This is a genomic window from Pseudomonas guangdongensis, from assembly GCF_900105885.1.
Taxonomy (GTDB): Bacteria; Pseudomonadota; Gammaproteobacteria; order Pseudomonadales; family Pseudomonadaceae; genus Geopseudomonas; species Geopseudomonas guangdongensis.
The window spans coordinates 1,969,754-1,995,826 of the sequence record NZ_LT629780.1; the positions used below are offsets into that span (position 1 = coordinate 1,969,754).

The 26,073-nt window shown below is 69.9% G+C and carries 25 protein-coding genes and 1 tRNA gene; 11 read left to right on the top strand and 15 right to left on the bottom strand.

The genetic code is table 11. From position 1 onward, the window contains the following. Positions 1 to 46: 46 nt before the first annotated feature. Positions 47 to 442, bottom strand: coding sequence for a PA3611 family quorum-sensing-regulated virulence factor (locus tag BLU22_RS09325; RefSeq protein ID WP_090213859.1), 396 nt, complete (start codon positions 440 to 442; stop codon positions 47 to 49). 210 nt (positions 443 to 652) lie between these two features. Between BLU22_RS09325 and BLU22_RS09330 the strand changes: the two genes are divergently transcribed. From BLU22_RS09330 to BLU22_RS09340, 3 genes are all read left to right on the top strand, one after another. Then, complete coding sequence (locus BLU22_RS09330) at positions 653 to 1,366, top strand: tRNA-uridine aminocarboxypropyltransferase (protein WP_090213861.1); 714 nt, start codon at positions 653 to 655, stop codon at positions 1,364 to 1,366. Between the two features lie 134 nt (positions 1,367 to 1,500). Next, positions 1,501 to 1,710 carry a YgdI/YgdR family lipoprotein gene (locus BLU22_RS09335; RefSeq protein WP_090213863.1) on the top strand — a complete coding sequence of 70 codons (210 nt, stop codon included), beginning with the start codon at positions 1,501 to 1,503 and terminating at the stop codon, positions 1,708 to 1,710. Between the two features lie 118 nt (positions 1,711 to 1,828). Then, positions 1,829 to 3,148, top strand: a complete 1,320-nt coding sequence (locus BLU22_RS09340) for a serine hydrolase domain-containing protein (protein ID WP_090213865.1) — start codon at positions 1,829 to 1,831, stop codon at positions 3,146 to 3,148. A gap of 7 nt (positions 3,149 to 3,155) precedes the next feature. Here the strand turns inward: BLU22_RS09340 and BLU22_RS09345 are convergent, their stop codons facing one another. Next, positions 3,156 to 4,043, bottom strand: a complete 888-nt coding sequence (locus BLU22_RS09345) for a DMT family transporter (protein ID WP_090213867.1) — start codon at positions 4,041 to 4,043, stop codon at positions 3,156 to 3,158. 194 nt (positions 4,044 to 4,237) lie between these two features. On the opposite strand from BLU22_RS09345, the gene erdR reads away from it, so the two are divergent. Continuing rightward, positions 4,238 to 4,885: a response regulator transcription factor ErdR gene (gene erdR, locus BLU22_RS09350; RefSeq protein ID WP_090213868.1), complete on the top strand. Its 648-nt coding sequence runs from the start codon at positions 4,238 to 4,240 to the stop codon at positions 4,883 to 4,885. Positions 4,886 to 4,951: 66 nt separating this feature from the next. Beyond that, the gene (locus tag BLU22_RS09355) at positions 4,952 to 5,320 is read left to right on the top strand and encodes a diacylglycerol kinase (RefSeq protein ID WP_090213871.1); all 369 of its coding nucleotides are present in this window, start codon (positions 4,952 to 4,954) and stop codon (positions 5,318 to 5,320) included. A 1-nt stretch (position 5,321) separates the two neighbouring features. Here the strand turns inward: BLU22_RS09355 and BLU22_RS09360 are convergent, their stop codons facing one another. Next, a complete protein-coding gene (locus BLU22_RS09360) occupies positions 5,322 to 6,248 on the bottom strand; it encodes a LysR family transcriptional regulator (protein ID WP_090213873.1) in 927 nt (308 codons plus the stop codon). Between the two features lie 119 nt (positions 6,249 to 6,367). Here BLU22_RS09360 and fpr point away from each other — a divergent pair, with 119 nt between their 5' ends. Continuing rightward, positions 6,368 to 7,144 (top strand): ferredoxin-NADP reductase, encoded by a 777-nt coding sequence (gene fpr, locus BLU22_RS09365; protein WP_090213874.1) that lies wholly within the window; start codon positions 6,368 to 6,370, stop codon positions 7,142 to 7,144. 175 nt (positions 7,145 to 7,319) lie between these two features. Here the strand turns inward: fpr and tsaA are convergent, their stop codons facing one another. The 8 genes from tsaA to BLU22_RS09405 all read right to left on the bottom strand — a co-directional run bounded on the left by tsaA (position 7,320) and on the right by BLU22_RS09405 (position 13,655). Beyond that, positions 7,320 to 8,018, bottom strand: coding sequence for a tRNA (N6-threonylcarbamoyladenosine(37)-N6)-methyltransferase TrmO (tsaA, locus tag BLU22_RS09370; protein ID WP_090213876.1), 699 nt, complete (start codon positions 8,016 to 8,018; stop codon positions 7,320 to 7,322). A gap of 51 nt (positions 8,019 to 8,069) precedes the next feature. After that, positions 8,070 to 8,552, bottom strand: a complete 483-nt coding sequence (locus BLU22_RS09375; RefSeq protein WP_090213878.1) for an ankyrin repeat domain-containing protein — start codon at positions 8,550 to 8,552, stop codon at positions 8,070 to 8,072. 52 nt (positions 8,553 to 8,604) lie between these two features. Then, positions 8,605 to 9,813, bottom strand: a complete 1,209-nt coding sequence (trpB, locus tag BLU22_RS09380; protein ID WP_090213879.1) for a tryptophan synthase subunit beta — start codon at positions 9,811 to 9,813, stop codon at positions 8,605 to 8,607. Between the two features lie 102 nt (positions 9,814 to 9,915). Further along, the gene (locus BLU22_RS09385) at positions 9,916 to 10,302 is read right to left on the bottom strand and encodes a hypothetical protein (protein WP_090213881.1); all 387 of its coding nucleotides are present in this window, start codon (positions 10,300 to 10,302) and stop codon (positions 9,916 to 9,918) included. A gap of 127 nt (positions 10,303 to 10,429) precedes the next feature. Further along, positions 10,430 to 11,146 carry a ZIP family metal transporter gene (locus BLU22_RS09390; protein ID WP_090213883.1) on the bottom strand — a complete coding sequence of 239 codons (717 nt, stop codon included), beginning with the start codon at positions 11,144 to 11,146 and terminating at the stop codon, positions 10,430 to 10,432. A 122-nt stretch (positions 11,147 to 11,268) separates the two neighbouring features. Beyond that, positions 11,269 to 12,594 (bottom strand): 30S ribosomal protein S12 methylthiotransferase RimO, encoded by a 1,326-nt coding sequence (rimO, locus tag BLU22_RS09395; RefSeq protein WP_090213885.1) that lies wholly within the window; start codon positions 12,592 to 12,594, stop codon positions 11,269 to 11,271. Positions 12,595 to 12,903: 309 nt separating this feature from the next. After that, a complete protein-coding gene (locus tag BLU22_RS09400) occupies positions 12,904 to 13,446 on the bottom strand; it encodes a cytochrome b (RefSeq protein WP_090213886.1) in 543 nt (180 codons plus the stop codon). 132 nt (positions 13,447 to 13,578) lie between these two features. Beyond that, positions 13,579 to 13,655 (bottom strand) — tRNA-Met (locus BLU22_RS09405). Between the two features lie 275 nt (positions 13,656 to 13,930). On the opposite strand from BLU22_RS09405, the gene BLU22_RS09410 reads away from it, so the two are divergent. Both BLU22_RS09410 and dinB read left to right on the top strand, forming a co-directional pair. Then, on the top strand, positions 13,931 to 15,385 hold the full coding sequence (locus BLU22_RS09410; protein ID WP_090213888.1) for a TrkH family potassium uptake protein: 1,455 nt from the start codon (positions 13,931 to 13,933) through the stop codon (positions 15,383 to 15,385). Between the two features lie 22 nt (positions 15,386 to 15,407). After that, a complete protein-coding gene (gene dinB, locus BLU22_RS09415) occupies positions 15,408 to 16,502 on the top strand; it encodes a DNA polymerase IV (protein ID WP_090213890.1) in 1,095 nt (364 codons plus the stop codon). A gap of 8 nt (positions 16,503 to 16,510) precedes the next feature. Here the strand turns inward: dinB and BLU22_RS09420 are convergent, their stop codons facing one another. The 4 genes from BLU22_RS09420 to BLU22_RS09435 are packed head-to-tail and all read right to left on the bottom strand — an operon-like array spanning position 16,511 to position 21,169. After that, entirely contained in the window at positions 16,511 to 16,915 is a 405-nt protein-coding gene (locus BLU22_RS09420) for an META domain-containing protein (protein ID WP_090213892.1), read from the bottom strand. Further along, positions 16,915 to 17,352 carry a hypothetical protein gene (locus BLU22_RS09425; RefSeq protein ID WP_090213894.1) on the bottom strand — a complete coding sequence of 146 codons (438 nt, stop codon included), beginning with the start codon at positions 17,350 to 17,352 and terminating at the stop codon, positions 16,915 to 16,917. The genes BLU22_RS09420 and BLU22_RS09425 overlap by 1 nt, the downstream gene beginning before the upstream one ends. A gap of 48 nt (positions 17,353 to 17,400) precedes the next feature. Then, positions 17,401 to 18,390 carry a 2-hydroxyacid dehydrogenase gene (locus tag BLU22_RS09430; protein ID WP_090213896.1) on the bottom strand — a complete coding sequence of 330 codons (990 nt, stop codon included), beginning with the start codon at positions 18,388 to 18,390 and terminating at the stop codon, positions 17,401 to 17,403. Between the two features lie 16 nt (positions 18,391 to 18,406). Then, positions 18,407 to 21,169: a response regulator gene (locus tag BLU22_RS09435; RefSeq protein ID WP_090213898.1), complete on the bottom strand. Its 2,763-nt coding sequence runs from the start codon at positions 21,167 to 21,169 to the stop codon at positions 18,407 to 18,409. 176 nt (positions 21,170 to 21,345) lie between these two features. Between BLU22_RS09435 and cysM the strand changes: the two genes are divergently transcribed. The 3 genes from cysM (at position 21,346) to relA (ending at position 26,065) form a co-directional block, all read left to right on the top strand. After that, positions 21,346 to 22,251, top strand: a complete 906-nt coding sequence (gene cysM, locus BLU22_RS09440) for a cysteine synthase CysM (RefSeq protein WP_090213899.1) — start codon at positions 21,346 to 21,348, stop codon at positions 22,249 to 22,251. A gap of 69 nt (positions 22,252 to 22,320) precedes the next feature. Next, on the top strand, positions 22,321 to 23,685 hold the full coding sequence (gene rlmD, locus BLU22_RS09445; protein WP_090213901.1) for a 23S rRNA (uracil(1939)-C(5))-methyltransferase RlmD: 1,365 nt from the start codon (positions 22,321 to 22,323) through the stop codon (positions 23,683 to 23,685). Between the two features lie 136 nt (positions 23,686 to 23,821). Continuing rightward, complete coding sequence (relA, locus tag BLU22_RS09450; RefSeq protein WP_090213903.1) at positions 23,822 to 26,065, top strand: GTP diphosphokinase; 2,244 nt, start codon at positions 23,822 to 23,824, stop codon at positions 26,063 to 26,065. Positions 26,066 to 26,073 lie beyond the last annotated feature (8 nt).

Here is a 26,073-nt window from a genome sequence, read left to right on the forward strand (position 1 = left end):
GTTTTCCCTGGCGGGCCTGTTGCCGTTTTAGGTACTTGTTGCGCGATTACAACCCGCAGTCGGCGGCGACGAAGCGCTCGCGGGTCACCGGGCGTTCGCTCTGGTATTCGCTGAAGGCGTAGACCAGCTCGGCGCCGCGCTGCAGCAGCTGGCGGTAGCCGGGGTTGGCGCAGACGCTGGCGGCCAGTTGCTGGCGCACCGCGTCGGGGTTGCCGCGCATCTGCGCGGCATGGGCCGGGCGTACCGCGATGTGGTTGATCAGCCGGTGGCCGTCGACGCTGTAGCCGTTGTCGAGCAGGTCGGCGTTGATCGCCCGCGGCGTGCCGACGCTGCTCTGCCGGGCGACCTCGTTCAGTTGCCGGTTCAGCTCGTAGTCCTGCAGCGAGGCGGCGTGGGCGGAGCCGGCCAGCAGGGTGGCGAGCAGGGTGGCGAGGATGCGCATGGGGTGTCTCCTGGGAAGTCTGCGGGGTTCGACCGGGCGCCGGCGGCAGGGTTCGCCGCCGCAGAGGGCGTGTCGGGACCGTTGCCGATGATACGCGCCTCGTCGCCCGCTGCGGCTCTGCTAGACTGCCGCGCCCTGTCGATCCCGCCTTCCGGAGCCGTCCATGCGCCTGCCCTCGTTCGTTCCGTTCCCGCGCCGCGAGCCGCGCCGATGAGCAACAGTGTCGCCCGCCTGCGCGAGGAGCGCCTCGCCCGCAGCCTCAAACCCTTTGTCGCCCGCGGCTCGCGCATGCCGCGCTGCCTCGCCTGCCGGCTGGCGCAGAGCCACTGCATGTGCGCCTGGCGCCCGCAGGTGGCGGCGCGCAGCGGCGTGTGCCTGCTGATGCACGACATCGAGGCGCTCAAGCCGAGCAACACCGGCTGGCTGATCGCCGATGTGCTGGCCGACAACAGCGCCTTCGGCTGGTCGCGCATCGAGGTGGACGAGCGCCTGCTGGCGCTGCTCGACGATCCGCAATGGCAGCCCTATGTGGTGTTCCCGGCCGAGTACGCCGTGCCCGAACGGGTGGTGGAGCGGGTCGCGCCGCCGGCCGGCAAGCGCCCGTTGTTCATCCTGCTGGATGCGACCTGGACCGAGGCGCGCAAGATGTTCCGCAAGAGCCCCTATCTCGACCGCTTCCCGGTGCTCAGCCTGAGTCCCGAGCAGCACTCGCGCTACCGCCTGCGCCGTTCGACCCGCGGCGAGCACCTGTGTACCGCCGAGGTGGCCGCGCTGTGCCTGGAGCAGGCCGGCGACCAGGCCGCGGCCGAGGCACTGGACGCCTATCTGGACGTGTTCAGCGAGCGCTACCTGAGCTTCAAGCGCCACCTGCCGCTGGACGAGCAGAGCGAGGCGCACCGGCGCCTGCGACCGTTCATCGGCTGACGCCGGGCGGCGGGGCGTGGCTGGCGGGGCGGCGGCGCCGGGCTGCAGCGCGCCCCTTGCCAGGATGGGGGCGGAGGGTCTTTATTGTGGGTGCAGGTTTCCCTGTCGGATTCGACCTCTCCAGGAGCGCCACCATGAAGCAACTGCTACTTGCCGCCCTCTGTGCCCTGACCCTGGCCGGTTGCGCCAGCGATTACCTGATCGTCACCAACGACGGCAACGTGCTGACCAGCCATGGCAAGCCGATGCTGGACAAGGACACCGGCATGTTCGAGTTCGAGGACGAGGAGGGCCGCGTCCAGCAGATCCCGCAGTCGTCGGTGAAGTCGCTGATCGAGCGCTGAGGCGCCGTCCGCGCCGCGTGCCGTGCCGTGCCGTGCCGTGCCGCGGCGCCGGGTGGCCAGTGCCGCCGCCCGGCGTCTTCCCGCCGGGGACGTCCCCGGTTCGACAGGAGTCCCGTTCATGTCCCTGCTCACCGTTCCCCGCCGCTGCGCCCTGGCCGGCGCCCTGCTGTTGGGTGCTGCGCTGCCGGCCGCCGCCGGCCCGGCGCTCGACGCCGCCGCTTCCGATCCCGTGGCCCTCGGCTGGATGCAGGGCTTCCCGCCGCCGGACGACAAGCTGATCGGCCAGCCCGATGCCAACTATTTCAGTTTCCCCAAGCTGCGCTGGACGGTCTGCCACTTCCGCGAGCTGCTGCCCACCAAGCGGGTGTCCCGCGGCCTGGGCGCGCCACGCCCGTTGCCGTATGCCCTCGACGCCGGCATCGACGCGCTGCGCTTCACCCCGTTGGGCGGCGGCGCGCCGATGAGCTGGGCGGATGCGCTGGCGGCCAACTACACCGACGGCATCCTGGTCCTGCACAAGGGCCGGGTGGTCTACGAGCGCTACGCCGGCTGCCTCGACGAAGCGGGGGTGCATGGCGCCATGTCGGTCACCAAGTCGCTGACCGGGCTGCTGGCGGAGATCCTCGTCGCCGAGGGTCGGCTCGACGAGCAGGCGCAGGTCGCCAGTCTGATACCCGAACTGGCCGCCAGCGCCTTCGGCAACGCCACCGTGCAGCAGGTCATGGAGATGACCACCGGCATCGCCTACAGCGAGGACTACAGCGACCCCAACGCCGAGGTCTGGGCCTACAGCGCCGCCGCCAGCCCGCTGCCCAAACCGGCCGACTACCGCGGGCCGCGCACCTATTACCAGTACCTGGCCACCGTGCGTCCCGAGGGTCGTCACGGCGAGGCTTTCGCCTACAAGACGGTGAACACCGACGTGCTCGGCTGGATCGTTGCGCGCACCACCGGCCAGTCGCTGACCGACCTGCTGTCGGCGCGGATCTGGAGCCGGATCGGCGCCGAGCAGGACGCCTACTACACGGTGGACTCCATCGGCACGCCCTTCGCCGGCGGCGGCCTGAGCGCCGGGCTGCGCGACCTGGCGCGGGTCGGCCAGCTGATCCTCGACGGCGGGATGCTCGACGGCGAGCGGCTGTTTCCCGCCGCGGCCGTCGAGCGGATCCGCGCTGGCGGCGACCGGGCGGCCTTCGCCAGGGCCGGTTACCGGCAGATCCTCGGCGGCAGCTACCGCGGCATGTGGTGGGTGTTCCACAACCCCCACGGCGCCTTCGCGGCGCGCGGCGTGCATGGCCAGACGATCTATATCGACCCGCGCGCCGAGATGGTCGTCGTCCGCTTCGCCTCCCACCCGCAGGCCGCCAACGCCGCGAACGATCCGACCTCGCTGCCGGCCTATCAGGCGCTGGCCGAGTACCTGCTGGGCAAGCCGTGAGGCGTGCTCAGGCGGCGGCCGGTGCGCGGCGCGGCCACAGCTGGGCGACCAGCATGCCGGCGAGCATCAGCGCCGCGCCCAGGTAGCCGCGCGCCGGCAGGGATTCGTCGAGCAGCAGGGCGCCGGCGAGGGCGGCGAACACCGCTTCCAGGGAAAGGATGATCGCCGCGTGGGAGGCGATGGCGTGCTTCTGCGCCACCACCTGCAGGGTGAAGCCGATGCCCACCGCGATCACTCCGCCATAGAGGATCGCCGGCCCGGCGCGGAGGATCGCCGCGACGTCGATTTCCTCCAGCAGCACGGCGAGCAGCAGGCTCAGCAGTGCGCAGGTGAGGAACTGCAGGAAGGCGATGCGCAGCGGATCGTGGCGGCTGGCCAGCGCGCCGACCAGCAGCACATGCACGCCCCAGACCACCGCGCCGGCCAGTTGCAGCCAGTCGCCGGAGGCGATGCGGAAGTCCGCGCCGAGGCTCAGCAGCGCCATGCCCAGCACCGCCAGGCCGGCGCCCAGCCAGGTGCCGGTTCCGGCGCGCTGGCCAACCAGTAGGCCGAGCAGCGGCACCATGATCACGTAGAGACCGGTGATGAAGCCGGAGTTGGTCACGCTGGTGAACAGCAGGCCGACCTGCTGCAGGTTGATCCCGCAGGTCAGCACCAGGCCGAGCAGCGCGCCGCCGAGCAGCAGCGGCCGGTCCGGGGGCGGCAGCGGCGCCCGGCCGGCCGGGCGGTGGAGCAGCAGCGGCAGCAGCACCAGGGCACCGAGGGCGAAGCGCAGGCCGGTGTAGAGGAACGGGCCGATTTCCTCCATGCCCAGGCGCTGGGCGACGAAGGTGCTGCCCCAGATGGCGGCGGTCAGCAGCATCAGCAGATCGGCGCGCAGGCTCTGGCGTAACATGTTAACTCCTCGAAAAAAGGCAAAATTCTGCCGCAGCCAGTAAAATCGCGGAACTCCCGTGTGCAGGAGCTGTCGCCCGCCTGCAAGCCCCTGTGGAGCGGCCGGGTATTTTTCTTGACCGGTCGAGGGGCGCTCGGCATCCTGAGCGCCGTTTTCGCTCCCCCACGCCCGCCAGAACAACAACAGGACTTATCATGGCCGCCTACGAAATCCTGATCGCCGATGACCATCCGTTGTTCCGCAGCGCCCTGCAGCAGGCCTTGAGCATGGGCCTGGGGGCCGACGCGCATCTGGTGGAAGTGGCCAGCATCGCCGAACTGGAAGTGCGCCTGAACGAGAAGCGCGACTGGGACCTGGTTCTGCTCGATCTCAACATGCCCGGCGCCTACGGTTTTTCCGGCCTGGTCCTGCTGCGCGGCCAGTACCCGCAGATTCCGGTGGTGATGGTCTCGGCCCAGGAAGAGGCGGCGGTGGTGCAGCGCTCGCGCGAGTTCGGCGCCAGCGGCTTCATCCCCAAGTCCAGCCCGCTGGAAACCATCCAGGAAGCGGTGCGCGCTGTGCTCGACGGCGATGCCTGGTGGCCGCCGCAGCTGGAGGAGGCCGCCGCCCTGTCCGAAGAGGCGCGCGCCGCCAGCGAGGGGCTGGCCAGCCTCACCCCGCAGCAGTTCCGCGTGCTGACCATGGTCTGCGAAGGCCTGCTCAACAAGCAGATCGCCTACGAGCTGAGCGTCTCCGAGGCCACCGTCAAGGCCCACGTCACCGCCATCTTCCGCAAGCTCGGCGTGCGCACCCGCACCCAGGCGGCGCTGCTGCTGCAGCAGATGGAATCGATGCCCTCCTGATCCTTCGCCACCGTCGGCACGCCATGCCGGCCCGGCTGGCGGCCTTGCTCCCCCGGACGCTGCCCGATGACTTCCCCCTTCAAGGGCCGTACCGGCCTCAAACGCATCCTCAACGCCGCCGGCTATTCCCGCGACGGGCTGTGCGCGGCGTTTCGCGGCGAGGCGGCGTTCCGCCAGCTGGCGCTGCTCAACCTCGTGCTGGTGCCGCTGGCCTTCTTCCTCGACGTCAGTCGCGGCGAGCGCGCCCTGCTGGTCGCCGTGTGCCTGCTGGCGCTGATCGTCGAGCTGCTCAACTCAGCCATCGAGGCCACCGTCGACCGCATCTCCCTGGAGCGCCATCCGCTGTCGAAGAACGCCAAGGACATGGGCAGCGCCGCCCAGGCGGTGGCGCTGGGCATGATCGCCCTGGTCTGGGGCATCGTCCTGCTCGGCTGATTCAGGGGATGTCCGGCAGGACGATCTGGTCGCTGCGCGGCGCGCCGGCGGTGAAGCGGCGGCACAGCTCGACGAATTCGCGCATCGCGCTGCTCTGATACTTCTGCTTGTGCCAGATGAAGCTGAACTGGCGGCGCAGGTCCAGCTCCGGGGTTTCCACCGCCACCAGGCTGCCGCGGCGGAAAGCGTCGCGCAGCGCCAGGCGCGAGATGCAGCCGATGCCCAGGCCCGACTCCACCGCGCGCTTGATCGCCTCGGTGTGCTCCAGCTCCAGGCGGATGTTCAGCGGCGTGGCGTGATGGCGCATGCCCTGGTCGAAGGTCAGCCGGGTGCCCGAGCCCTGTTCGCGGAGGATCCACGCCTCGCGCACCAGCTCGTCGAGGCTCGCGCTGCGCCGCTCGGCCAGCGGATGCTGCGGGGCGCAGAACACCACCAGCTCGTCCTCCACCCAGGGCTGCACCTCGATGTCCGGGTGCTGGCAGTCGCCCTCGATCAGCCCCAGATCCAGGCCGTGCTGGGCCACGCCCTGCACCACATGGCTGGTGTTCTGCACGTGCAGGCGCACCCGGCACTCGGGATGGGCCTGCATGAAGCGGCCGATCAGCAGGGTGGCCAGGTAGTTGCCGATGGTCAGGGTGGCGCCCAGCTGCAGCGAGCCGAAGCCGCTCTTACCCTGCAGCAGCTGCTCGATCTCCTCGGCGCGGTCGAGCAGCGCCACCGCCTTGGGCAGCAGCTGCGCGCCCAGGGCGCTGAGCGCCAGACGCTTGCCGATGCGGTCGAACAGCGGACTGTCGTAGTGACGCTCCAGCTCGGCCAGCGAGGTGCTGGCCGCCGACTGCGACAGGGCCAGGGATTCGGCGGCGCGCGACACGCTTTCCTGGCGGGCGATGGCGACGAATACCTGGATCTGTCTGAGGCTGAATCGCATATCTATATAACCTATAAAGAATATTTTGATTATTCATTTAACGGATATTCTGCGCGCCCCTAGAATGCAGCGCAACAGGGCCGAGCGGCCCGCCCCCTTTTCTTCCGAGGAGTCATGACATGAGCAACCTGGTGAGCGAGCGCGTGCTCAGCGTGCATCACTGGAACGACACCCTGTTCAGCTTCAAGACCACCCGCAATCAGGGGCTGCGCTTCGAGAACGGCCAGTTCGTGATGATCGGTCTGGAAGTGGAAGGTCGCCCGCTCATGCGCGCCTACAGCATCGCTAGTCCCAACTACGAAGAGCACCTGGAATTCTTCAGCATCAAGGTGCCCAACGGCCCGCTGACCTCGCGCCTGCAGCACCTGCAGCCGGGCGACGAGCTGATGGTCAGCCGCAAGCCGACCGGCACCCTGATCCTCAGCGACCTGCTGCCGGGCAAGCACCTCTACCTGCTGGGCACCGGCACCGGTCTTGCGCCGTTCATGAGCGTGATCCAGGACCCGGAAACCTACGAGCGCTTCGACAAGGTGATCCTGGTCCACGGCGTGCGCTGGGCCAGCGAACTGGCCTACGCCGACTTCATCACCCAGGAGCTGCCGCAGCACGAGTACTTCGGCGATCTGGTGCGCGACAAGCTGATCTACTACCCGACGGTGACCCGCGAGCCGTTCCGCAACCAGGGGCGGATGACCGACCTGATGCGCAGCGGCAAGCTGTTCGCCGACATCGGCCTGCCGCCGATCAACCCCAACGACGACCGCGCCATGCTCTGCGGCAGCCCGAGCATGCTCGAAGAGACCAGCCAGGTGCTGGACGGTTTCGGCCTCAAGGTCTCGCCGCGCATGGGCGATCCGGGCGACTACCTGATCGAGCGCGCCTTCGTCGAGAAATAAGGCGAGTCGTGCAATGGAAAACGGCGGATTCCCCTGTGGGGCTCCGCCGTTTTCATCTGTGCCATCCCCGAGCGTGCCGGTAGGCCGTCGCTGCGCGAGTTGCCAACCCGACAGGGGCGGCCAGCATCCGCGGGCTGGACAGCTCGCGCCGCGATTTCCCAGCGCGGATCGTCGTTCAGCTCGCTTCGCGCACCACCTCCAGCACGCGGATGCGCCCGGGCGCGGGGTAATGCCAGCGCACCTGCAGATCCCAGAAGCGCACGCCGTAGCGGCGCTCCGGCGTCGGCGTCTGGTAGGCCGGGCGCGGGTCCTGGGCCAGGCACTGCTCGATCAGCTCGATCACCGGCTCGTCCAGGCGCAGCGCCTGGGCGCGGGCCTGCTCCAGCGCCGTACCCTCCCAGTCCACCGCGATGGCCGGCGGCGCCGCGTCGGCGATGGCGTTGCGCGCCTCGGGCACCATGTCGGCGTAGGGCACGTAGGGCTTGATGTCCAGCACCGGGGTGCCGTCCAGCAGGTCGATGCCGGACAGGTGCAGGCGCCCGGCTTCCACCCGCTCCAGCTTCACCACCGACTGGCCGATGCCGTTGGGGCGGTGGGTGGCGCGGGTGGCGAACACCCCCAGCGCGCGGTTGCCGCCCAGCCGCGGCGGGCGCACCTTGAGGCGCGGACTGTCCTCTAGCGCCTGGTGGAACAGGAACAGCAGCCAGACGTGGCTGACCTGCTCCAGGCCCGCCACCGCGGCGCCATCGTCGAACGGCGGCAGCAGCTCCAGCACGCCGCGCGCGGCCGGGGCCAGCTGCGGCTGGCGCGGGATGGCGAACTTCTCCTTGAAGCAGGAGCGCAGGATGCCGACGGGGCGGACGCTGTGGGGCATGGCGATGAACCGGCAGGGAAGCGGGAGGGCGATGATACGCCTCCTGCGTCTTCAGCGCTGGCGCGCGGCGGCGTGCCGCTCCAGCAGGCGGCGCAGCGCGCGGCGGTCGTGCTGCGGCTGGCGGCGTTCGAGCAGCGTCAGCCAGCGCGGGCTGTCCAGGCCGTTCAGCGCCGCCTTCGGGCTGACGATCGGCCGCGCGGGATCGGCACCGTGCTCCAACAGGAAGGCCGCCAGGGCGGCGTCGTTGTAGAGGAGCGCCGCGTTCAGCGGCGAGAGGCCGAGGGCGTCGGCTTCGTGGATGTCGCATCCGGCGGCCAGTGCCCGGCGCAGGATCGCCAGGGCCTGTCCGGCCGGGAAGCCCGGGTCGCTGTGGGCGGCGCTCATCAGGTGCAGGGTGGCGCCCTCGACGCTGCCGTGGCCCAGCCGGCAGCCGCGCTCGTCGCGGGCGCTCAGGCCCAGTGGGTAGTCGGTGGCCGCGGCGGTGGCACAGAGCAGCAGGCAGAGGCCAAGCAGGCCAACCGGATATCGACGCATGGGCGCACTCCTTGCGCGGCAAGCCCCGCCGCGTGCGGCGGGGCGGGTGGGCTCAGAGGCCGAGCAGGCGTGCCACGTAGTCGGCGTCCTTGTCGCCGCGTCCGGACAGGTTGACCAGGATGTGCTGGTCTCTGGGCAGGGTCGGCGCCACGCGCATCGCCCAGGCCACCGCGTGGGCGCTTTCCAGCGCCGGGATGATGCCCTCGACCCGCGACAGGGTCATGAAGGCGTCCAGGCATTCCTGATCCGAGGCGCTCTGGTAGTCGACCCGGCCGAGATCCTTCAGGTAGCTGTGCTGCGGGCCGACGCCCGGATAGTCGAGGCCCGAGGCGATGGAATGCACCGCCGCCGGATTGCCCTCGGCATCCTCCAGCACGTAGCAGGCCATGCCGTGCAGCTCGCCGGGCTTGCCCTTGGTCAGGGTGGCGCTGTGGCGGCCGTCCTTGTCCAGGCCCTCGCCGGCCGGCTCGACGCCGACCAGATTGACGCCCTCGTCGTCGAGGAAGGCGCTGAACATGCCCATGGCGTTGGAGCCGCCGCCGACGCAGGCGGTGACGTGGTCGGGCAGGCGGCCGTGTTTGGCGAGGAACTGCGCGCGCGCCTCGGTGCCGATGATCGACTGGAAGTCGCGGACCATCTTCGGGAACGGGTGCGGGCCGACCACCGAGCCGATGGCGTAGATGAAGTTCTGCGGATCCTTCAGGTATTCCTCGAAGGCGCTGTCCACCGCCTCCTTGAGGGTCGCCGCGCCGCGGGTCACCGGCACCAGGGTGCAGCCGAGGATCTTCATCTTGGTGACGTTGGGGTGTTCCTTCTCGATGTCCACCTGGCCCATGTGGATCTCGCAGGGGATGCCCACCAGCGCGCAGGCGGTGGCCAGCGCCACGCCGTGCTGGCCGGCGCCGGTCTCGGCGATCACCTTGGTCTTGCCCATGAACTTGGCCAGCAGCGCCTCGCCCAGGCAGTGGTTGATCTTGTGCGCGCCGGTGTGGTTGAGGTCCTCGCGCTTGAGGTGGATCTGCGCGCCGCCGAGCTTTTCCGAGAGGCGCCGGGCGTGGAAGATCGGGCTGGGGCGGCCGACGTAGTCGGCGAACAGGTCGGCCAGCTCCTGCTGGAAGTCCTCGCGCCGGCGGATCTCCTCATAGGCGGCGTCGATCTCGTCCATCACGGCCTTGAGGTGCGGCGGCACCAGCTGGCCGCCGTAGGGGCCGAAATAGCCGCGGGCGTCGGGCATGGGAGCGAAGCGGGAGGCGGAACTCATCGTCGGGTACTCATCCTGAAGTGGAGCGCGCAGGGGCGCGGGACGCGCCGGGCGGCGGCGCCCAGGCGATGGTGGCGATCTTAACGATTGGCGCGGGCGGCGTCAGCGGCAGTCGGCGCTCTCGGCGCTGCGCAGCTCGATGAGCTGCTCGATCCGCAGGCTGCCGGCGTGTCCGGCGCAGGCGCTGCAGTCCGCCGCTGCGCCGCGCTGGCCGCGCAGGTGCAGGTAGGCTTCCTCGTAGGGCTCGTCGACCTGGCTCAGGTAGCGCTCCTGCAACTGCGCATCGAGGGCCGGCGCGGCCAGCAGCCACAGGCTGTCGGCGCTGTTGCAGGGGCGGAAGGCGCGCTCCTGCGGGCCCAGCATCAGATGGCCGCGCAGCTCGACGCTGGCCGGCGGCGCTTCGGCGCCGTCCGGCGTGGCGCAGCCGCCCAGCAGCAGGGCGGCCAGGGCGAGCGGCAGAAGGCGCGTTCCATTTCCAGGGCGGCTCATGGCTCGGGACTCTCTTGGTGACGGTCGGGAAAGGCCGGCGGAGTGTGCCGCCGGGGAACTCCGCCCGCAAGCATGGGCGCACGGCGCCACGCCGTCATTCCGGCGATGGTCGCATGCCGCACGGCCATCAGGCGGGCACGGCGAGCTGGCCGAGCATGCCGAGCAGGAAGCCGGCCACCGCCCCCAGCGGCGGCGCCCAGTGGCGCTGCAGGGGAACCTGCGGGGCGATGTCCTGGAACACCGAATAGAGAATGCCGCCGGAGGCGAACAGCATGATCGCGCCGACCAGCGCCGGGTGGTGCGCCAGCCACAGGTAGCCGGCGAAACCGGCCAGCGGGCCGAGCAGGGCGATCAGGGTGAACAGGGCGACGATCCGCCCGTTGCCCAGCCGCCGGCCACGGCGCATCTCGCGGTAGGCGTTGAAGCCTTCGGGCAGGTTCTGCACCGCCATCAGCACTGCCAGCAGCACGCCGATGCCGTTGCCGGTGGCCACCGCGGCGCCGAGGGCGAGGCTTTCCGGGATGTAGTCGAGGAGCATGTCGACGGCCTGGCTGGCCGGAGTGCGGTGGGCGGCGAGCAGGCGGTCGATCCCCATGAACACCACGCCGCCGCCGGCGAAGCACAGCGCGGTCAGTCCGCCGGGCAGCGCAGCCATGCCTTCGGGGACCAGCACCAGAGCGACGGCGGCGAGCAGCGCGCCGGCGCCGAAGGCGAGGATCGCGTGGCGCAGTTCGGTTTCCAGCCATCGCGGGTGGATGCGCTCATGGATGGCCAGCAGGGCGCCGGCCGGCATCGCCAGGCCGGGCAGCAGGGTGACGAGAAGGATCAGCAGCCAGGGGCTCATGGGGGACTCCATCCGTGGTTCGAGTCCGTATTAGAGCCCATTCGGCGCGCCGGGCCCAGCAATGCCGGGCCCGGAAACGCCGCGCCCGGCACGGGGCCGGGCGCGGGTCGCGGGTGCTGGACTCAGAGGGTCTCGGCCCACAGGTCGTATTCGTCGGCGTCGGTGACCCGCACCCACACCTTGTCGCCCGGCTGCAGATCGCGGTCGCTGTCGACGTAGACGTTACCGTCGATCTCCGGGGCGTCGGCGGCGGAGCGGCCGATGGCGCCCTGCTCGTCGACCTCGTCGATCAGCACCTCGATCTCCTTGCCGATCTTCAGCTGCAGGCGCGCGGCGCTGATCGCCTGCTGGTGGGCCATGAAGCGCTCCCAGCGCTCCTGCTTGACCTCGTCCGGCACGGCTTCAAGGCCCAGCTCCTCGGCCGGGGCACCCTCGACCGGCGAGTACTGGAAGCAGCCGACGCGGTCAAGCTGCGCCTCGGTGAGCCAGTCGAGCAGGTACTGGAAGTCCTCCTCGGTCTCGCCGGGGAAGCCGACGATGAAGGTCGAGCGGATGGTCAGCTCCGGGCAGATCTCGCGCCATTGCTTGATCCGTGCCAGGGTCTTGTCCTCGAAGGCCGGGCGCTTCATCGCCTTGAGCACCTTGGGGCTGGCGTGCTGGAAGGGGATGTCCAGGTACGGCAGGAGCTTGCCCGCGGCCATCAGCGGGATGACGTCGTCGACGTTGGGGTAGGGGTAGACGTAGTGCAGGCGCACCCACACGCCCATGCCGGACAGCGCCTCGCACAGTTCGAGCATGCGGGTCTTCACCGGCTGGCCGTTCCAGAAGTCCAGCTTGTACTTGAGGTCGACGCCGTAGGCGCTGGTGTCCTGGCTGATCACCAAGAGTTCCTTGACCCCGGCCTTGACCAGGCGCTCGGCCTCGGACAGCACGTCGCCGACCGGGCGGCTGACCAGCTTGCCGCGCATCGAGGGGATGATGCAGAAGCTGCAGCTGTGGTTGCAGCCTTCGGAAATCTTCAGGTAGGCGTAGTGGCGCGGGGTCAGCTTGATGCCCTGCGGCGGCACCAGGTCGACGAACGGGTCGTGGTCGACCTTGGGCGGCACCACCTCGTGCACGGCGTTGACCACCTGCTCGTACTGCTGCGGGCCGGTGACCGCCAGCACGCTGGGGTGCACGTCGCGGATGCTGTCCTCGGACACGCCCATGCAGCCGGTGACGATCACCTTGCCGTTCTCGGCGATGGCCTCGCCGATGGCGTCCAGCGACTCGGCCTTGGCGCTGTCGATGAAGCCGCAGGTGTTGACCACCACCACGTCGGCATCCTCGTAGGAGGGGACGATCTGGTAGCCCTCCATGCGCAGCTGGGTGAGGATGCGTTCGCTGTCCACGGTTGCTTTCGGGCAGCCGAGGGAAACGAAGCCGACTTTGGGAGCGGTGCTGGACATGCAGGCTAACCTCTGGGGCGGCGCCGCGTGGGCGCTTGATCAAAAAGTGCGCGATTCTAGCGGTGCCTGCGGTACTTGAACAGTACCGCGCGGACCCCGTTTCGCTCGGCTGGCGAGGCGGCGAGCGACGGGGCGGGAGATTGCCGGTGGCGGCTGGCTGTTTTTTGTACGGAAGTCCCAAGCGACCGCCGGGCGGGCTCTGGCGCCGCCCATCCCGGGGTTATCCACAGCGTTTTCCACGCGATCTGTTGACAAGACTGCGGCGCAAAACGGCTCTGCGACAGGCCGCAGGGCCGTACGGTGGCGCGCTCAGCGTCCCGGCAGCATGCGGGTCAGGGTGTTGTCGCGGCTGAAGTAGTGGTGGAACAGGCCGGCGGCGGCATGCAGGCCGATCAGCCAGTAGCCGGCCACGGCGCCGAACTCGTGCAGTTCTTCCAGGCGTTCGGCCAGGACCGAGTCCTTGTCCACCAGCAGCGGCAGCTCCAGGCCGAAGAACGGCGCCGGCTTGCCCTCGGCGTTGAGCAGCAGCCAGCCGAGCAGCGGCATGCCGATCATCAATACATACAGAGCCAGGTGCATCAGGTGCGCCACGCCGGTCTGCCAGGCGGGCGGCGCGGGGGAGATGGCCGGGGTCTTGTGCAGGAGACGGACGAGCAGGCGCAGCCAGACCAGGGCGAAGACGCCGAGGCCGAGCATGAAGTGCCAGTGCTTGAGCAGCTCGCGCGGTTCGCTGCCCTTGGGGAAGTTGCCCTTGAGTTCGATGCAGGCATAGACGGCGACGAGCAGCAGGGCCATCAGCCAGTGCATGGCGATGGACAGGCCGCTGTAGCGGGTGGGGGAGGGGTGTGCCATGGCGAGGTTCCTTGCGCGGCGAGTGGTCGATGCGCAAGGACTCTAGTGCAGCAACCTTAAGCCAGGCTGAGCGCGTGGATTTTTTCCGGCCACAACGAAAAAGGCCATTCCGAAGAATGGCCTTTTAAGATTTGGTTGCGGGGGCAGGATTTGAACCTACGACCTTCGGGTTATGAGCCCGACGAGCTACCAGACTGCTCCACCCCGCGTCTGTGGGGGCCATTCTACGCAAAAGCCCTGGGCTGTCAAGCGCGATCTTGAAAAAACTTCAAGCGGATCAGCTATTTAGTGTCGCCCCACTGGGCGCGGACAGGCTGCAGGCCACGGCCGGCAAGGCCTGCGGCGGTTTTCCGGAGGCGCGCGCGCGGTATGCGGCGCAAGGGGGCGGGCGCTGGCCGCAGGCGAGCGATCCGGCGTCCTGCGCGTTTACAGCCCCCGGGGCCGGGCGCAGAATGCCGTCCTCCCCGGCCGGCGAAGTTCCCCCATGTCCCTGTCAAGCCTGCGCATGATCGCGTTTCTCCTGGGTATCTTCCTCATCACCCTGGGCGTCAGCATGCTGGTGCCGATCATCGCCCTGCTGGTCACGGGCGGCGAGGAGCGGCTTGGGGACTTTCTCTGGCCGACCCTGATCACCTTCGGCTGCGGCCTGGCGGCGGTGCTGCCGGGGCGTCCGGACAAGGTGCAGCTGCGCCCGCGCGACATGTACATGCTGACCACCTCCAGCTGGGTGGTGGTGTGCGGCTTCGCCGCCCTGCCGATGGTGTTCATCCAGCACATCAGCTACACCGACGCCTTCTTCGAGACCATGTCGGGCATCACCACCACCGGCTCGACGGTGATCGCCGGACTCGACAACGCCTCGCCGGCCCTGCTGATCTGGCGCTCGATGCTGCACTGGCTGGGCGGCATCGGTTTCATCGGCATGGCGGTGGCGGTGCTGCCCTTGCTGCGCGTCGGCGGCATGCGGCTGTTCCAGACCGAATCCTCCGACTGGTCGGAAAAGGTCATGCCGCGCTCGCACATGGTGGCTAAGTACATCCTCGGCATCTATGTGGCCTTCACCCTGCTCGGTTTCCTGGCCTTCTGGGCCGCCGGGATGAGTCCGTTCGAGGCGATCAACCACTCCATGGCGGCGATCTCCACCGGCGGCTTCTCCACCTCCGACGCCTCGCTGGCGCACTGGACGCAACCGGCGGTGCACTGGGTCGCGGTGCTGTTCATGCTGCTGGGCAGCCTGCCGTTCACCCTCTACGTCGCTTACCTGCGCGGCAATCGCAAGGCGCTGCTGCGCGACCAGCAGGTGCGCGGCTTCGTCGGCTTCCTGGTGCTGACCTGGCTGGTTTTCGGCACCTGGCTGTGGCTCAACTCGGACAACGCCTGGCTGGATGCTTTCCGGATCGTCGCGGTCAACGTCACCTCGGTGGTCACCACCACCGGCTTCGCCCTGGGCGATTACACCCAGTGGGGCGGTTTCGCCGTGCTGCTGTTCTTCTACCTCACCTTCGTCGGCGGCTGCTCCGGCTCCACCGCCGGGGGGCTGAAGATCTTCCGCTTCCAGGTCGCCTACGTGATGCTCAAGGCCAACCTGCAGCAGATGATCCACCCGCGCGCGGTGATCAAGCAGCAGTACAACGACCACCCGATCGACGAGGACATCGTCCGCTCGCTGATCACCTTCTCGTTCTTCTTCACCATCACCATCGGCGTGATCGCCCTGGGCCTGGCCCTGATCGGGCTGGACTGGGTGACGGCGCTGACCGGCGCTGCCACCGCGGTGTGCAACGTCGGCCCCGGACTCGGCCCGATCATCGGCCCGGCCGGTAACTTCGCCAGCCTGCCGGACAGCGCCAAGTGGCTGCTGTCGCTCGGCATGCTGCTCGGTCGCCTGGAAATCATCACCATCCTGGTGGTGCTGAGCCCGGCGTTCTGGCGCCACTGAGACTCGCCGGGGGAGCGTGGCGATGCGCGGGGAAGACGAAGCCGCCGGCAGCCGGCCGGCGGCGGTGCAGCGCAAGATCATCCATATCGATTGCGACTGCTTTTTCGCCGCCATCGAGATGCGCGACGATCCGCGTCTGGCCGGGCGGCCGCTGGCGGTGGGCGGGGCGCCGGAGCGGCGCGGGGTCGTCGCCACCTGCAACTACGAGGCGCGGGCCTTCGGCGTGCATTCGGCGATGTCCTCGCGGCGCGCCCTGGAGCTGTGTCCGCAGCTGCTGATCGTGCGGCCGCGCTTCGAGGCCTACAAGGCCGTCTCGCAGCAGATCCACGCGATCCTCCACGACTACAGCGAGCTGATCGAGCCGCTGTCGCTGGACGAGGCCTACCTGGACGTGTCCGGCTCGCCGCACTGCGCCGGCAGCGCCACGCGGATCGCCGAGGAGATCCGCCGGCGGGTGCGCGCCGAGCTGGGCATCACGGTGTCGGCCGGGGTGGCGCCGAACAAGTTCCTCGCCAAGATCGCCAGCGACTGGCGCAAGCCCGACGGGCTGTGGGTGATCGCCCCGGACGAGGTGCAGGCGTTCGTCGCCGAGCTTCCGGTGGCGCGCCTGCACGGGGTCGGCAAGGTCACCGCCGAGCGCCTGGCGCACCTGGGCATCCGGCGCTGCCGGGACCTGCGCGAGTGGCCCAGGCTGGCCTTGCTGCGCGAGTTCGGCGGTTTCGGCGAGCGGCTCTGGCAACTGGCCCACGGCATCGACGAACGTCCGGTGCGGGTGGCACGGCGCCGCCAGACCCTGAGCGTCGAGCACACCTTCGCGCGCGACCTGCCGGATCTGGCCGCCTGCCAGGCGGCGCTGCCGGCGCTCCTGGCGCAACTGGAGGCGCGTCTGGCGCGCCTCGACGCCGGCTACCGGCTGGACAAGCCGCTGGTCAAGCTGAAGTTCCACGACTTCACCCAGACCACCCTGGAGCAGGCCGGCGCCGGCCTCGATGCCGACAGCTACCGGCGGCTGCTGGCGGCGGCCTTCGCCCGCGGCGGCAAGCCGGTGCGGCTGATCGGCGTCGGCGTGCGCCTGGCCGACCTGACGACGGCCGGCGAGCAGCTGGCGCTGTTCTGAGTGGCGGCTCAGCCCTCGTCCGGCAGCAGGCGGATCGGCCGGCCCTGTTCCGGCCACAGGCGCAGTTCGTCGAGCGCCGAGATGTCCCAGCGGCGCACCTGGCCGAGGGCCTCGAAGAAGCGCCGTTCCTGCTCCATCAGCGCCGGCGCGCAGAGCCGCCGGGTACTGCCGACCTGGCTGAAGCGCAGGATCTGCCCCTCGATGCCGTAGCCGGCGAACCAGTGGTTGCAGCCGCCGGTACCGTAGGCGCGGCCGTCGTGGTCGAAGGTCAGGGTCAGGTGGCTGCGGTCGATCAGCGGTCGTTCGCCGATCCACTCGACCCGGTAGGTGCGGCCCTGCTCGATCAGCGGGGCGGTGCTGGCGCAGCCGGCCAGCGCCAGGCCGGCGCAGGCGGCGATCAGGTGGCGACGCATCAGGCCTCCGGGGTCCGGCAGCGTGGGCAGAGATGGCGACCGGCGCTGTGCTGCCAGCCCAGTTCGCCGAGGCGCGCCTCGGCGGCGGCCAGCCGGGCCGGCTCGCCGAGGGTGCCGTCGACGGCGAACTCGACGTCCAGCTGCGCGCCGCAGCCGTCGCAGGCGACCTGCCAGGTGCGGATCTCCAGTTCGCGGAACACCGGGCCCCGGGCCACCGCCAGCCACTGGCCGGGCGGGTTGATCAGGTGGCGGACCTTCTCGACGTTCAGGCGCATCGACAGGTCGCGGCTGCCCTTGAGGGTGACCAGCAGGCTGTCGCCGGCCTTGATCGAGCCGCCGTTGCCGGTGACCTGGTAGCGGCCCGGCGCCAGGGCGCGGCACTCGGTGAGGGTGTGTTGCGGGTTGAGCAGGGTGTAGCGGAAATCGTGTTCGGTCATGGGGCCTCCAGGCGGGGCGGGGATGCTATCACGCGCGCCGGCGCGGCTTCAGCGGGTCACCCGGTTGCAGGGGGCGCCGGCCTGCCAGGCGGCGATGTTGTCCAGGGTGGTGTCGGCGATGGCCGCCAGCGCCTCGCCGGTGAGGAACGCCTGGTGGGCGGTGACGATCACGTTGGGGAAGGTCAGCAGGCGCGCCAGCACGTCGTCCTGCAGCGGCTGGTCGGAGCGGTCCTCGAAGAACAGCTCGGCCTCCTCCTCGTAGACGTCCAGGCCCAGGTAGCCGAGCTGGCCACTCTTCAGCGCGCCGATCAGCGCCGGGGTGTCGACCAGCGCGCCGCGTCCGGTGTTGATCAGCATGGCGCCGCGCTTCATCCGCGCCAGGCTGTGGCGGTCGATCAGGTGGCGGGTGGCCGGGTTCAGCGGGCAGTGCAGGCTGAGGATGTCGCTCTCGGCGAGCAGGGTATCGAGGTCCGTGTACTGGCCGCCGAGGGCGGTCAGCGCGGCGTCGGGCTGCGGGTCGACCAGCAGCACGCGGCAGCCGAAGCCGAGCATGATGCGCGCGAACACCGCGCCGATCTGCCCGCTGCCGACCACCCCGACGGTCTTGCCGTACAGGTCGAATCCGGTCAGGCCGTGCAGCGAGAAGTCGCCTTCGCGGGTGCGGTTGAAGGCGCGGTGGATGCGCCGGTTCAGCGCCAGGATCAGCGCCACCGCATGTTCGGCCACCGCGTGCGGCGAGTAGGCCGGTACCCGCACCACCGGCAGGTCGAGGGCTGCGGCGGCGGCCAGGTCGACATGGTTGTAGCCGGCCGAGCGCAGGGCGATCAGCCGGGTACCGCCCTGCTTGAGGCGGGCGAGCACCGGCGCCGACAGCTCGTCGTTGACGAAGGCGCAGACCACCTCGCTGCCGGCGGCCAGGGCGGCGGTTTCGTCGTCCAGGCGTGCTTCGAGAAAGTGCAGGTCGTGGCCGTGACGGGTATTGGCGGCGGCGAAGCTGTCGCGGTCGTAGGGCTTGCTGCTGTACAGGGCGATGCGCATGGGCGGTCCTCGCGGATCAGGTGGGAAGCTGCCGGGCGGCGTGGGCCAGACGCTCGATGGCGGCGTCCAGCTCGTCGAGGGCGACGCTGGCCGGTGCCTGCTGCTTGAGCAGGGTCTCGCAGCGCTGGCAGGCGGCGCGCAGCTGCGGCACGCCGCAGTAGCGGGTGGCGCCGTGCAGGCGGTGGACGTGTTCGAGCAGCGCCTGGGCGTCGTCGGCCTCGCGGGCGGCGCGGATCGCCTGACGGTCGGCCTGCAGCGAGTCGAGCAGCATGCCCAGCATGTCGGCGGCCAGGTCGGGCTTGCCGGCGGCCAGGCGCAGGCCCTCGGCGTGGTCGAGGATCGCCGGCTCCGGGGCGGCGCTGCCGCGCTCGGGCAGCGGGGCGATGCGCTGGGCGTGGGTATAGAGGGTGACGCCGAGCCACTTCAGCACCACCTGGGCGAGCTGGCGCTCGTCGATCGGCTTGGTCAGGTAGTCGTCCATCCCCGACTGCAGCAGGGCGCGCTTCTCGTTGGCCATGGCGTGGGCGGTCAGCGCGACGATCGGCAGGGCGCCAAGGCCCTGCTCGGCCTCCCACTGGCGGATCGCCTCGGTGGCTTCGCGGCCGTTCATGCCGGGCATCTGCACGTCCATGAACACCAGGTCGAAGCGTTCCTGCTGCACCGCGCGCAGCGCGGCGTAGCCGCTGTCCACCGCGGTGACCCGGGCGCCCATGTCGCTGAGCAGGGTCTGCACCAGCAGCAGGTTGGCCGGGTTGTCGTCGACGCACAGCAGGTGCGGGGCCTGGCCGGGCAGGCGCTCCGCGGCGGCGTCGCCGCGCGGCAGGGCGGGGCCGAGCAGGTCGAGCAGGGCGCGCTGCAGCTTGCGGGTACACAGCGGTTTGGCCAGCAGCTGGCCGTGCTGCTCGGCCAGGCTGGCGTGGTAGAGGGCCAGCTCGGTGGTCGGGCAGAGCAGCAGCACGCGGCAGCCGAGGCGGTTGAGTTCGCGCAGCTGCTGGGCCAGCGAGGCCGGCGGATGGCTGTGGGTGTCGATGCCGAGCAGGGCCAGGCTCAGCGGCTCGTGGCCGTCGCGGCGCCGGGCGACCTGGTCGATCAGCACGTCCAGGTCGTCGAACTCGCTGACCGCCAGACCGCAGTCCTCCAGCGGATGGCGCAGCGACTGGCGGGTCAGCGGGTGGCTGTCGAGCAGCGCGGCGCAGTAGCCGGCGAGCAGGTGCGGCGGCAGCTCGTCGGGGTCGTCGGCGGCGCGCGGCAGAGTGAGCTGCAGCCAGAACTCGGCGCCTTCGCCGCTTTCGCTGGACACGCCGATCTCGCCGCCCATCTCCTCGACCAGGCGCTTGGAGATCACCAGGCCCAGGCCGGTGCCGGTGGCCTGGCGCGAGCTGGAGTTGTCCACCTGGGTGAAGGCCTGGAACAGGCTGCGCTGCTCGCCTTCGGACAGGCCGATGCCGCTGTCCTGCACGCTGATGCGCAGCTGCACGCGGTCGCCCAGGTCCTCTTCGAGCATGGCGCGAACCACGATGCTGCCGTGGCGGGTGAACTTGATGGCGTTGTTGACCAGGTTGGTGAGGATCTGCTTGAGGCGCAGCGGATCGCCGATCAGGCTGCGCGGAGTGTCGCGGTAGATCAGGCTGACCAGCTCCAGGCGCTTGTCGTGGGCGGCCGGGGCGAGGATGGTCAGGGTGTCCTGGATCAGGTCGCGCAGGTTGAACGGCGCCTGTTCGAGGGCCAGCTTGCCGGCCTCGATCTTGGAGAAGTCGAGGATCTCGTTGATGATCGCCAGCAGGTTGTCGGCGGACTTCTCGATGGTGTGCAGGTAGTCCTGCTGGCGGCTGTCCAGGCCGGTCTTCTGCAGCAGCTTGGTGAAGCCGAGGATGCCGTTGAGCGGGGTGCGGATCTCGTGGCTCATGTTGGCGAGGAATTCGGACTTGATCCGGCTGGCCTCCAGGGCTTCCTTGCGCGCCAGGCTCAGCTCGATGTTCTGCACCTCGATGGTTTCCATGGTCTGGCGCAGGTCCTCGGTGGCCTGCTCTACGTTGTGCTGCAGCTCCTCGCGGGCGTTCTGCAGGGTCTCGGCCATGCGGTTGATGCCGTGGGCCAGCTCGTCCAGCTCGCGGCTGCCGAAGGTCGGCAGGCGGGTGTCCAGCTGACCCTCCTCGATCTGCGCCACGCCCCGGCCGATCACCTGCAGCGGCTGGTTGATCGCCCGGCTCAGGCGCACGGCGAGCAGGGCGGTGACCGCCAGGCCGGCGAGGATCAGCAGCAGGCTGGTCAGCAGGCTGCGGTAGCCCTGCAGCAGGGTGCCCTGGTGGGACAGCTCCAGTTCGATCCAGCCGAGCAGGCGGTCGTCCTCCTCGGCCGGGGCGTGGCCGCCGAGCTGGCGGTGGTGGCCGTAGACCGGCAGCACGAAACGGCTGGCCATGGCGCCGTGGCTGATCGCCAGCTGTGCGGTGTCGCGCACCGGCACGTGGCTGTGCAGGGTCGGTCCGGCATGCACCAGCGGCTGGCCCTGGGCGTCGAGCAGGCGGATGGCGCGCAGGTCGGGCTGCTCCAGGGTCTGCCCGGCCAGGCGCTGCAGCTGCTGCAGGTCGCCGCGCGCCAGCGGCCAGGCGCTCAGCGGCGCCAGGTGCTGGATCAGCAGCTGGCCGCGCTCGATCAGCTGGCCGCGCATCTGGGTCAGCTGGGTGGCGGTGAAATAGCTGCCCAGTACCAGCGCCAGCAGGCTGGCGGGCAGCAGGGTCAGCAGCAGGACGCGGCCCTTGATGCCAAGTCGTTCGAACACGCCGGATCTCCGCGGCAGAGGGTTTGGCGGCAGTGTAGCGGCTGGCGATGACGGGGCAAGGACTGATCGCGCTACATATAACCACGGGGAATATCCTTCGAGCCGGGCGTGTTATCGGCCCGCGGCGTTTGCCGTTATCATGTGCGCCAACTGTCGCCGCGAGTGCCGAGCATTCCATGACCCCGCTGTATCCGACCATCGCCGACTGCGTCGGCAACACCCCGCTGGTGCGCCTGCAACGTCTGCCGGGCCATACCTCCAATACCCTGCTGGTCAAGCTGGAGGGCAACAATCCGGCCGGCTCGGTGAAGGACCGCCCGGCCCTGTCGATGATCAGCCGCGCCGAGCTGCGCGGCGACATCCGCCCCGGCGACACCCTGATCGAGGCCACCTCCGGCAACACCGGCATCGCCCTGGCCATGGCGGCGGCGATCAAGGGCTACCGGATGGTGCTGATCATGCCCGACAACATGAGCGCCGAGCGCAAGGCGGCGATGAGCGCCTATGGCGCCGAGCTGGTGCTGGTCAGCAAGGCCGAGGGCATGGAAGGCGCCCGCGACCTGGCCCTGCGCATGCAGGCCGAAGGCCGCGGCAAGGTGCTCGACCAGTTCGCCAACCAGGACAACCCGGTGGCCCACTACGAGTCCACCGGCCCGGAGATCTGGCGGCAGACCGCCGGCACCATCACCCACTTCATCAGTTCGATGGGCACCACCGGCACCATCATGGGCGTGTCGCGCTACCTCAAGGAGCAGAACCCGGCGGTGCAGATCGTCGGCCTGCAGCCTCAGGAAGGCTCGGCGATTCCCGGCATCCGCCGCTGGCCGCAGGCGTACCTGCCGTCGATCTTCGACGCCGCGCGGGTCGACCGGGTCGTCGACATGGCGCAGCGCGAGGCCGAGGAGGTGATGCGTCGCCTGGCCCGCGAGGAAGGCATCTTCTGCGGGGTGTCCTCGGGCGGCTCGGTGGCGGCGATGCTGCGCCTGTCGCAGGAGGTGGAGAACGCGGTGATGGTGGCGATCGTCTGCGACCGCGGCGACCGCTACCTGTCCACCGGCGTCTACGACGCGCCGCAGGCCTGACGTGGCGCGCGGATACGACTTTCCTCCGGTGCGCGCGGCGCACCCTATCCTGACTCTGCAGGTTGCCTGATGGCCAAACGTAGTACCGGACTGCGCTTCCAGCCCAGCGGCGGGGCGCGCGCCGCCACGCTGCCGGCGGGCAAGAAGCAGCGCCTCTGCATCGAGCGGCTGGCCCACGACGGTCGCGGCATCGCCCACGAGGGCGGCCGCACCTGGTTCGTCGCCGGCGCCCTGGCCGGCGAGACGGTCGAGGCGCGCGTGCTGGCGGCGCGCAGCCAGATCGTCGAGGCGCGCGTCGAGCGGCTTATCGCGACCAGCGAGCTGCGTCGCGAGCCGCCCTGCGCCCTGGCCGGGCGCTGCGGCGGCTGCACCCTGCAGCACCTGGCGCAGGCCGAGCAGGTGGCGCTGAAACAGCGCAGCCTGGCCGACCAGCTGCACCGTCTGGCGGCGCTCGAACCCCGCGAGTGGGCCGCGCCGCTGCTCGGCAGCGAGTTCGGTTACCGCCGCCGCGCCCGTCTGGCGGTGCGCTACGACCCCAAGAGCCGCCATCTGGCGGTGGGCTTTCGCGCCGCGGCCAGTCAGTCGATCGTCGACGTGGACGCCTGCCCGGTGTTGGGACAGGCCTTGCAGCCGCTGCTCGCCGCGTTGCCCGGCGTGCTGCGCAGCCTGCAGCGCCCGCAGGCCATCGGCCATGTCGAGCTGTTCCACGGCACCGCCAGCGCGCTGCTGGTGCGCCACACCCAGCCGCTGAGCGAGGTCGATCGCCAGGCGCTGCGCAGCCTGTGCGCCGAGCAGGACACCCAGCTGTGGTGGCAGGGCGAGGGCGAACCGCAGGCCGATGGCGAGGCCGCGGCGCTCGGCTATCGTCTGCAGGACGAGGCGCTGACCCTGGCCTGGCGGCCGGGCGATTTCGTCCAGGTCAACGCCGAGGTCAACGCCGCGATGCTGGCCCAGGCGCTGGACTGGCTGGCGCCCGGCGCCGACGAGCGGGTGCTCGATCTGTTCTGCGGGCTGGGTAACTTCGCCCTGCCGCTGGCGCGGCGCTGCGCCGAGGTGGTCGGCGTCGAGGGCGTGCAGGCGATGGTCGAACGGGCCACGGCCAACGCCGCGGCCAACGGCCTGGACAACGTGCAGTTTCACCGCGCCGACCTGTCCGCGCCGCTGGGCGAAGCGAGCTGGGCGCGCGGCGGTTTCGCCGCGGTGCTGCTCGATCCGCCGCGCGACGGTGCGGCGGCGGTGGTGGGGCAGTTGCGCAGTCTGGGGGCCCGGCGCGTACTCTATGTATCGTGCAATCCGGCGACCCTGGCGCGCGATGCGGCGCTGCTGGCGCAGCAGGGCTACCGGCTGACGCGCGCCGGCCTGCTCGACATGTTCCCGCAGACGGCGCATGTCGAGGCCATGGCTTTGTTCGAGGCGGACGAGGAACGTCCGTAACGGGGCACGGCAGGATCGCCTGCGTCGCCCCGCCAACGCGCATCGGCCCGCAGAAGGCCGGCGCCATCGGGGCCTGTGGGCGGTCCCGGAGCAGGCCGGGCGCCTTCGCGCCGGCCAGGAAAGGTAGGAACACACGATGGTACAGGTAAGAGCGCAACAGCCGGTCAACACCGACGGCAGCATCAACCTCGAAGCGTGGCTGGAGCATATCCAGGGCATCGACCCGGCCCTGGATCGCGACAGCCTGCGCCAGGCCTGCGAGTTCGCCCGCGAGGTCGAAGCGCAGGCGGTGGCCGCCCAGCACATCTGGGCCGAGGGCATGTCCAGTTTCCGTACCGGCCTTGAGATCGCCGAGATCCTCGCCGAGCTCAAGCTCGACCAGGAGTCGCTGCTGGCCGGCGTGCTGTATCGCGCGGTGCGCGAGGGCAAGACCAGCCTCGAACAGGTGGAGAAGCGCTTCGGCGCGACGGTCGCCAAGCTGATCGAGGGCGTGCTGCGCATGGCGGCGATCAGCACCAGTCTCAACCCGCGCCACTCGATGGTGCTCGGCACCCAGACGCAGGTGGAGAACCTGCGCAAGATGCTGGTGGCGATGATCGACGACGTGCGCGTGGCGTTGATCAAGCTGGCCGAGCGTACCTGCGCGATCCGCGAGGTGAAGAACGCCGCCGACGAGAAGCGCTACCGGGTGGCCCGCGAGGTGTTCGACATCTACGCGCCGCTGGCCCATCGACTGGGCATCGGTCACATCAAGTGGGAGCTGGAAGACCTGTCGTTCCGCTACCTGGAACCCGTGCAGTACAAGCAGATCGCCACGCTGTTGCACGAGCGCCGGCTGGATCGCGAGCAGTACATCAACAGCGTGATGCAGCAGCTGCGCGACGAGCTGTCCGCCACCGGCATCGAGGCCGACATCAGCGGCCGGGCCAAACACATCTATTCGATCTGGCGCAAGATGCAGCGCAAGGGCCTGGAATTCAGCCAGATCTACGACGTGCGCGCGGTGCGCGTGCTGGTCCCCGAGGTGCGCGACTGCTACACGGCGCTGGGCATCGTGCACACCCTGTGGCGGCATATTCCCAAGGAATTCGACGACTACATCGCCAACCCCAAGGAGAACGGCTACCGCTCGCTGCACACCGCGGTGATCGGCCCCGAGGGCAAGGTGCTGGAGGTGCAGATCCGCACCGAGTCGATGCACGAGGAAGCCGAGCTGGGGGTCTGCGCCCACTGGCTGTACAAGGGCACCGACGTCAATTCCGGCTCCAACCATTACGAGGAAAAGATCGCCTGGCTGCGCCAGGTGCTCGAATGGCACGAGGAGCTGGGCGACATCGGCGGGCTGGCCGAGCAGCTGCGCGTCGACATCGAGCCCGACCGGGTCTACGTGTTCACCCCCGACGGCCACGCCATCGACCTGCCCAGCGGCGCCACGCCGCTGGACTTTGCCTACCGGGTGCACACCGAGATCGGCCACAACTGCCGCGGCGCCAAGGTCAACGGGCGTATCGTGCCGCTCAACTACAGCCTGCAGACCGGCGAGCAGGTGGAGATCATCACCGGCAAGCACGGCGCGCCGAGCCGCGACTGGCTCAACCCCCACCTGGGCTACGTGACCACCTCGCGGGCGCGGGCGAAGATCGTCCACTGGTTCAAGCTGCAGGCCCGCGACCAGAACGTGATCGCCGGAAAGAACTACCTGGAGCGCGAGCTGGCGCGCCTGGCGCTGCTGGCGGTGGACTTCGACAAGCTGGCCGAGAAGTGCAACCTGAAGAGCGCCGAGGACATGTACGCGGCGCTCGGCGCCGGCGACCTGCGCCTGGCCCAGGTGGTCAACGCCGCCCAGCAGCTGCTCGAACCGGAGCGCGGCTTCGACCAGATCGAGCTGACCCCGCGGCGGCAGAGCAGCGTGCGCGGCAGCGCGCGCGACGAGATCCAGATCCTCGGCGTCGGCAACCTGCTCACCCAGATGGCGCGCTGCTGCCAGCCGGTGCCGGGCGATGCGATCGTCGGCTACATCACCCAGGGCCGCGGGGTGAGCATCCATCGCCAGGATTGCCCGATGGCCCTGCAGCAGAGCGAGCGCGAGCCGGAGCGGATGATCCAGGTGGCCTGGGGCCATGCGCCGGCCAAGACCTACCCGGTGGACATCCAGATCCGCGCCTACGACCGCTCCGGCCTGCTGCGCGACGTCTCGCAGATCCTGCTCAACGAGAAGATCAACGTGCTGGCGGTCAACACCCAATCGGACAAGAGCGCCAACACCGCGAACATGCGCCTGACCATCGAGATTCCCGGCATGGCGGCGCTCGGCCGCCTGCTGGCGCGCATTTCGCAGCTGCCCAACATCATCGAGGCCCGGCGCAGCCGGGCCGCCTGAGCGGATCG

Coding starts and splice junctions, on each gene's coding strand:
- BLU22_RS09425 (WP_090213894.1), bottom strand. CDS start 17,352: ATGACCGAACACGATTTCCGCTACACCCTGCTCAACCCGCAACACACC.
- BLU22_RS09340 (WP_090213865.1), top strand. CDS start 1,829: ATGTCCCTGCTCACCGTTCCCCGCCGCTGCGCCCTGGCCGGCGCCCTG.
- BLU22_RS09385 (WP_090213881.1), bottom strand. CDS start 10,302: ATGAGCCGCCCTGGAAATGGAACGCGCCTTCTGCCGCTCGCCCTGGCC.
- BLU22_RS09420 (WP_090213892.1), bottom strand. CDS start 16,915: ATGCGTCGCCACCTGATCGCCGCCTGCGCCGGCCTGGCGCTGGCCGGC.
- tsaA (WP_090213876.1), bottom strand. CDS start 8,018: ATGCCCCACAGCGTCCGCCCCGTCGGCATCCTGCGCTCCTGCTTCAAG.
- fpr (WP_090213874.1), top strand. CDS start 6,368: ATGAGCAACCTGGTGAGCGAGCGCGTGCTCAGCGTGCATCACTGGAAC.
- BLU22_RS09355 (WP_090213871.1), top strand. CDS start 4,952: ATGACTTCCCCCTTCAAGGGCCGTACCGGCCTCAAACGCATCCTCAAC.
- BLU22_RS09400 (WP_090213886.1), bottom strand. CDS start 13,446: ATGGCACACCCCTCCCCCACCCGCTACAGCGGCCTGTCCATCGCCATG.
- trpB (WP_090213879.1), bottom strand. CDS start 9,813: ATGAGTTCCGCCTCCCGCTTCGCTCCCATGCCCGACGCCCGCGGCTAT.
- rlmD (WP_090213901.1), top strand. CDS start 22,321: ATGGCCAAACGTAGTACCGGACTGCGCTTCCAGCCCAGCGGCGGGGCG.
- BLU22_RS09390 (WP_090213883.1), bottom strand. CDS start 11,146: ATGAGCCCCTGGCTGCTGATCCTTCTCGTCACCCTGCTGCCCGGCCTG.
- BLU22_RS09325 (WP_090213859.1), bottom strand. CDS start 442: ATGCGCATCCTCGCCACCCTGCTCGCCACCCTGCTGGCCGGCTCCGCC.
- rimO (WP_090213885.1), bottom strand. CDS start 12,594: ATGTCCAGCACCGCTCCCAAAGTCGGCTTCGTTTCCCTCGGCTGCCCG.
- cysM (WP_090213899.1), top strand. CDS start 21,346: ATGACCCCGCTGTATCCGACCATCGCCGACTGCGTCGGCAACACCCCG.
- BLU22_RS09360 (WP_090213873.1), bottom strand. CDS start 6,248: ATGCGATTCAGCCTCAGACAGATCCAGGTATTCGTCGCCATCGCCCGC.
- dinB (WP_090213890.1), top strand. CDS start 15,408: ATGCGCGGGGAAGACGAAGCCGCCGGCAGCCGGCCGGCGGCGGTGCAG.
- BLU22_RS09375 (WP_090213878.1), bottom strand. CDS start 8,552: ATGCGTCGATATCCGGTTGGCCTGCTTGGCCTCTGCCTGCTGCTCTGT.
- BLU22_RS09410 (WP_090213888.1), top strand. CDS start 13,931: ATGTCCCTGTCAAGCCTGCGCATGATCGCGTTTCTCCTGGGTATCTTC.
- BLU22_RS09330 (WP_090213861.1), top strand. CDS start 653: ATGAGCAACAGTGTCGCCCGCCTGCGCGAGGAGCGCCTCGCCCGCAGC.
- BLU22_RS09335 (WP_090213863.1), top strand. CDS start 1,501: ATGAAGCAACTGCTACTTGCCGCCCTCTGTGCCCTGACCCTGGCCGGT.
- BLU22_RS09430 (WP_090213896.1), bottom strand. CDS start 18,390: ATGCGCATCGCCCTGTACAGCAGCAAGCCCTACGACCGCGACAGCTTC.
- relA (WP_090213903.1), top strand. CDS start 23,822: ATGGTACAGGTAAGAGCGCAACAGCCGGTCAACACCGACGGCAGCATC.
- erdR (WP_090213868.1), top strand. CDS start 4,238: ATGGCCGCCTACGAAATCCTGATCGCCGATGACCATCCGTTGTTCCGC.
- BLU22_RS09345 (WP_090213867.1), bottom strand. CDS start 4,043: ATGTTACGCCAGAGCCTGCGCGCCGATCTGCTGATGCTGCTGACCGCC.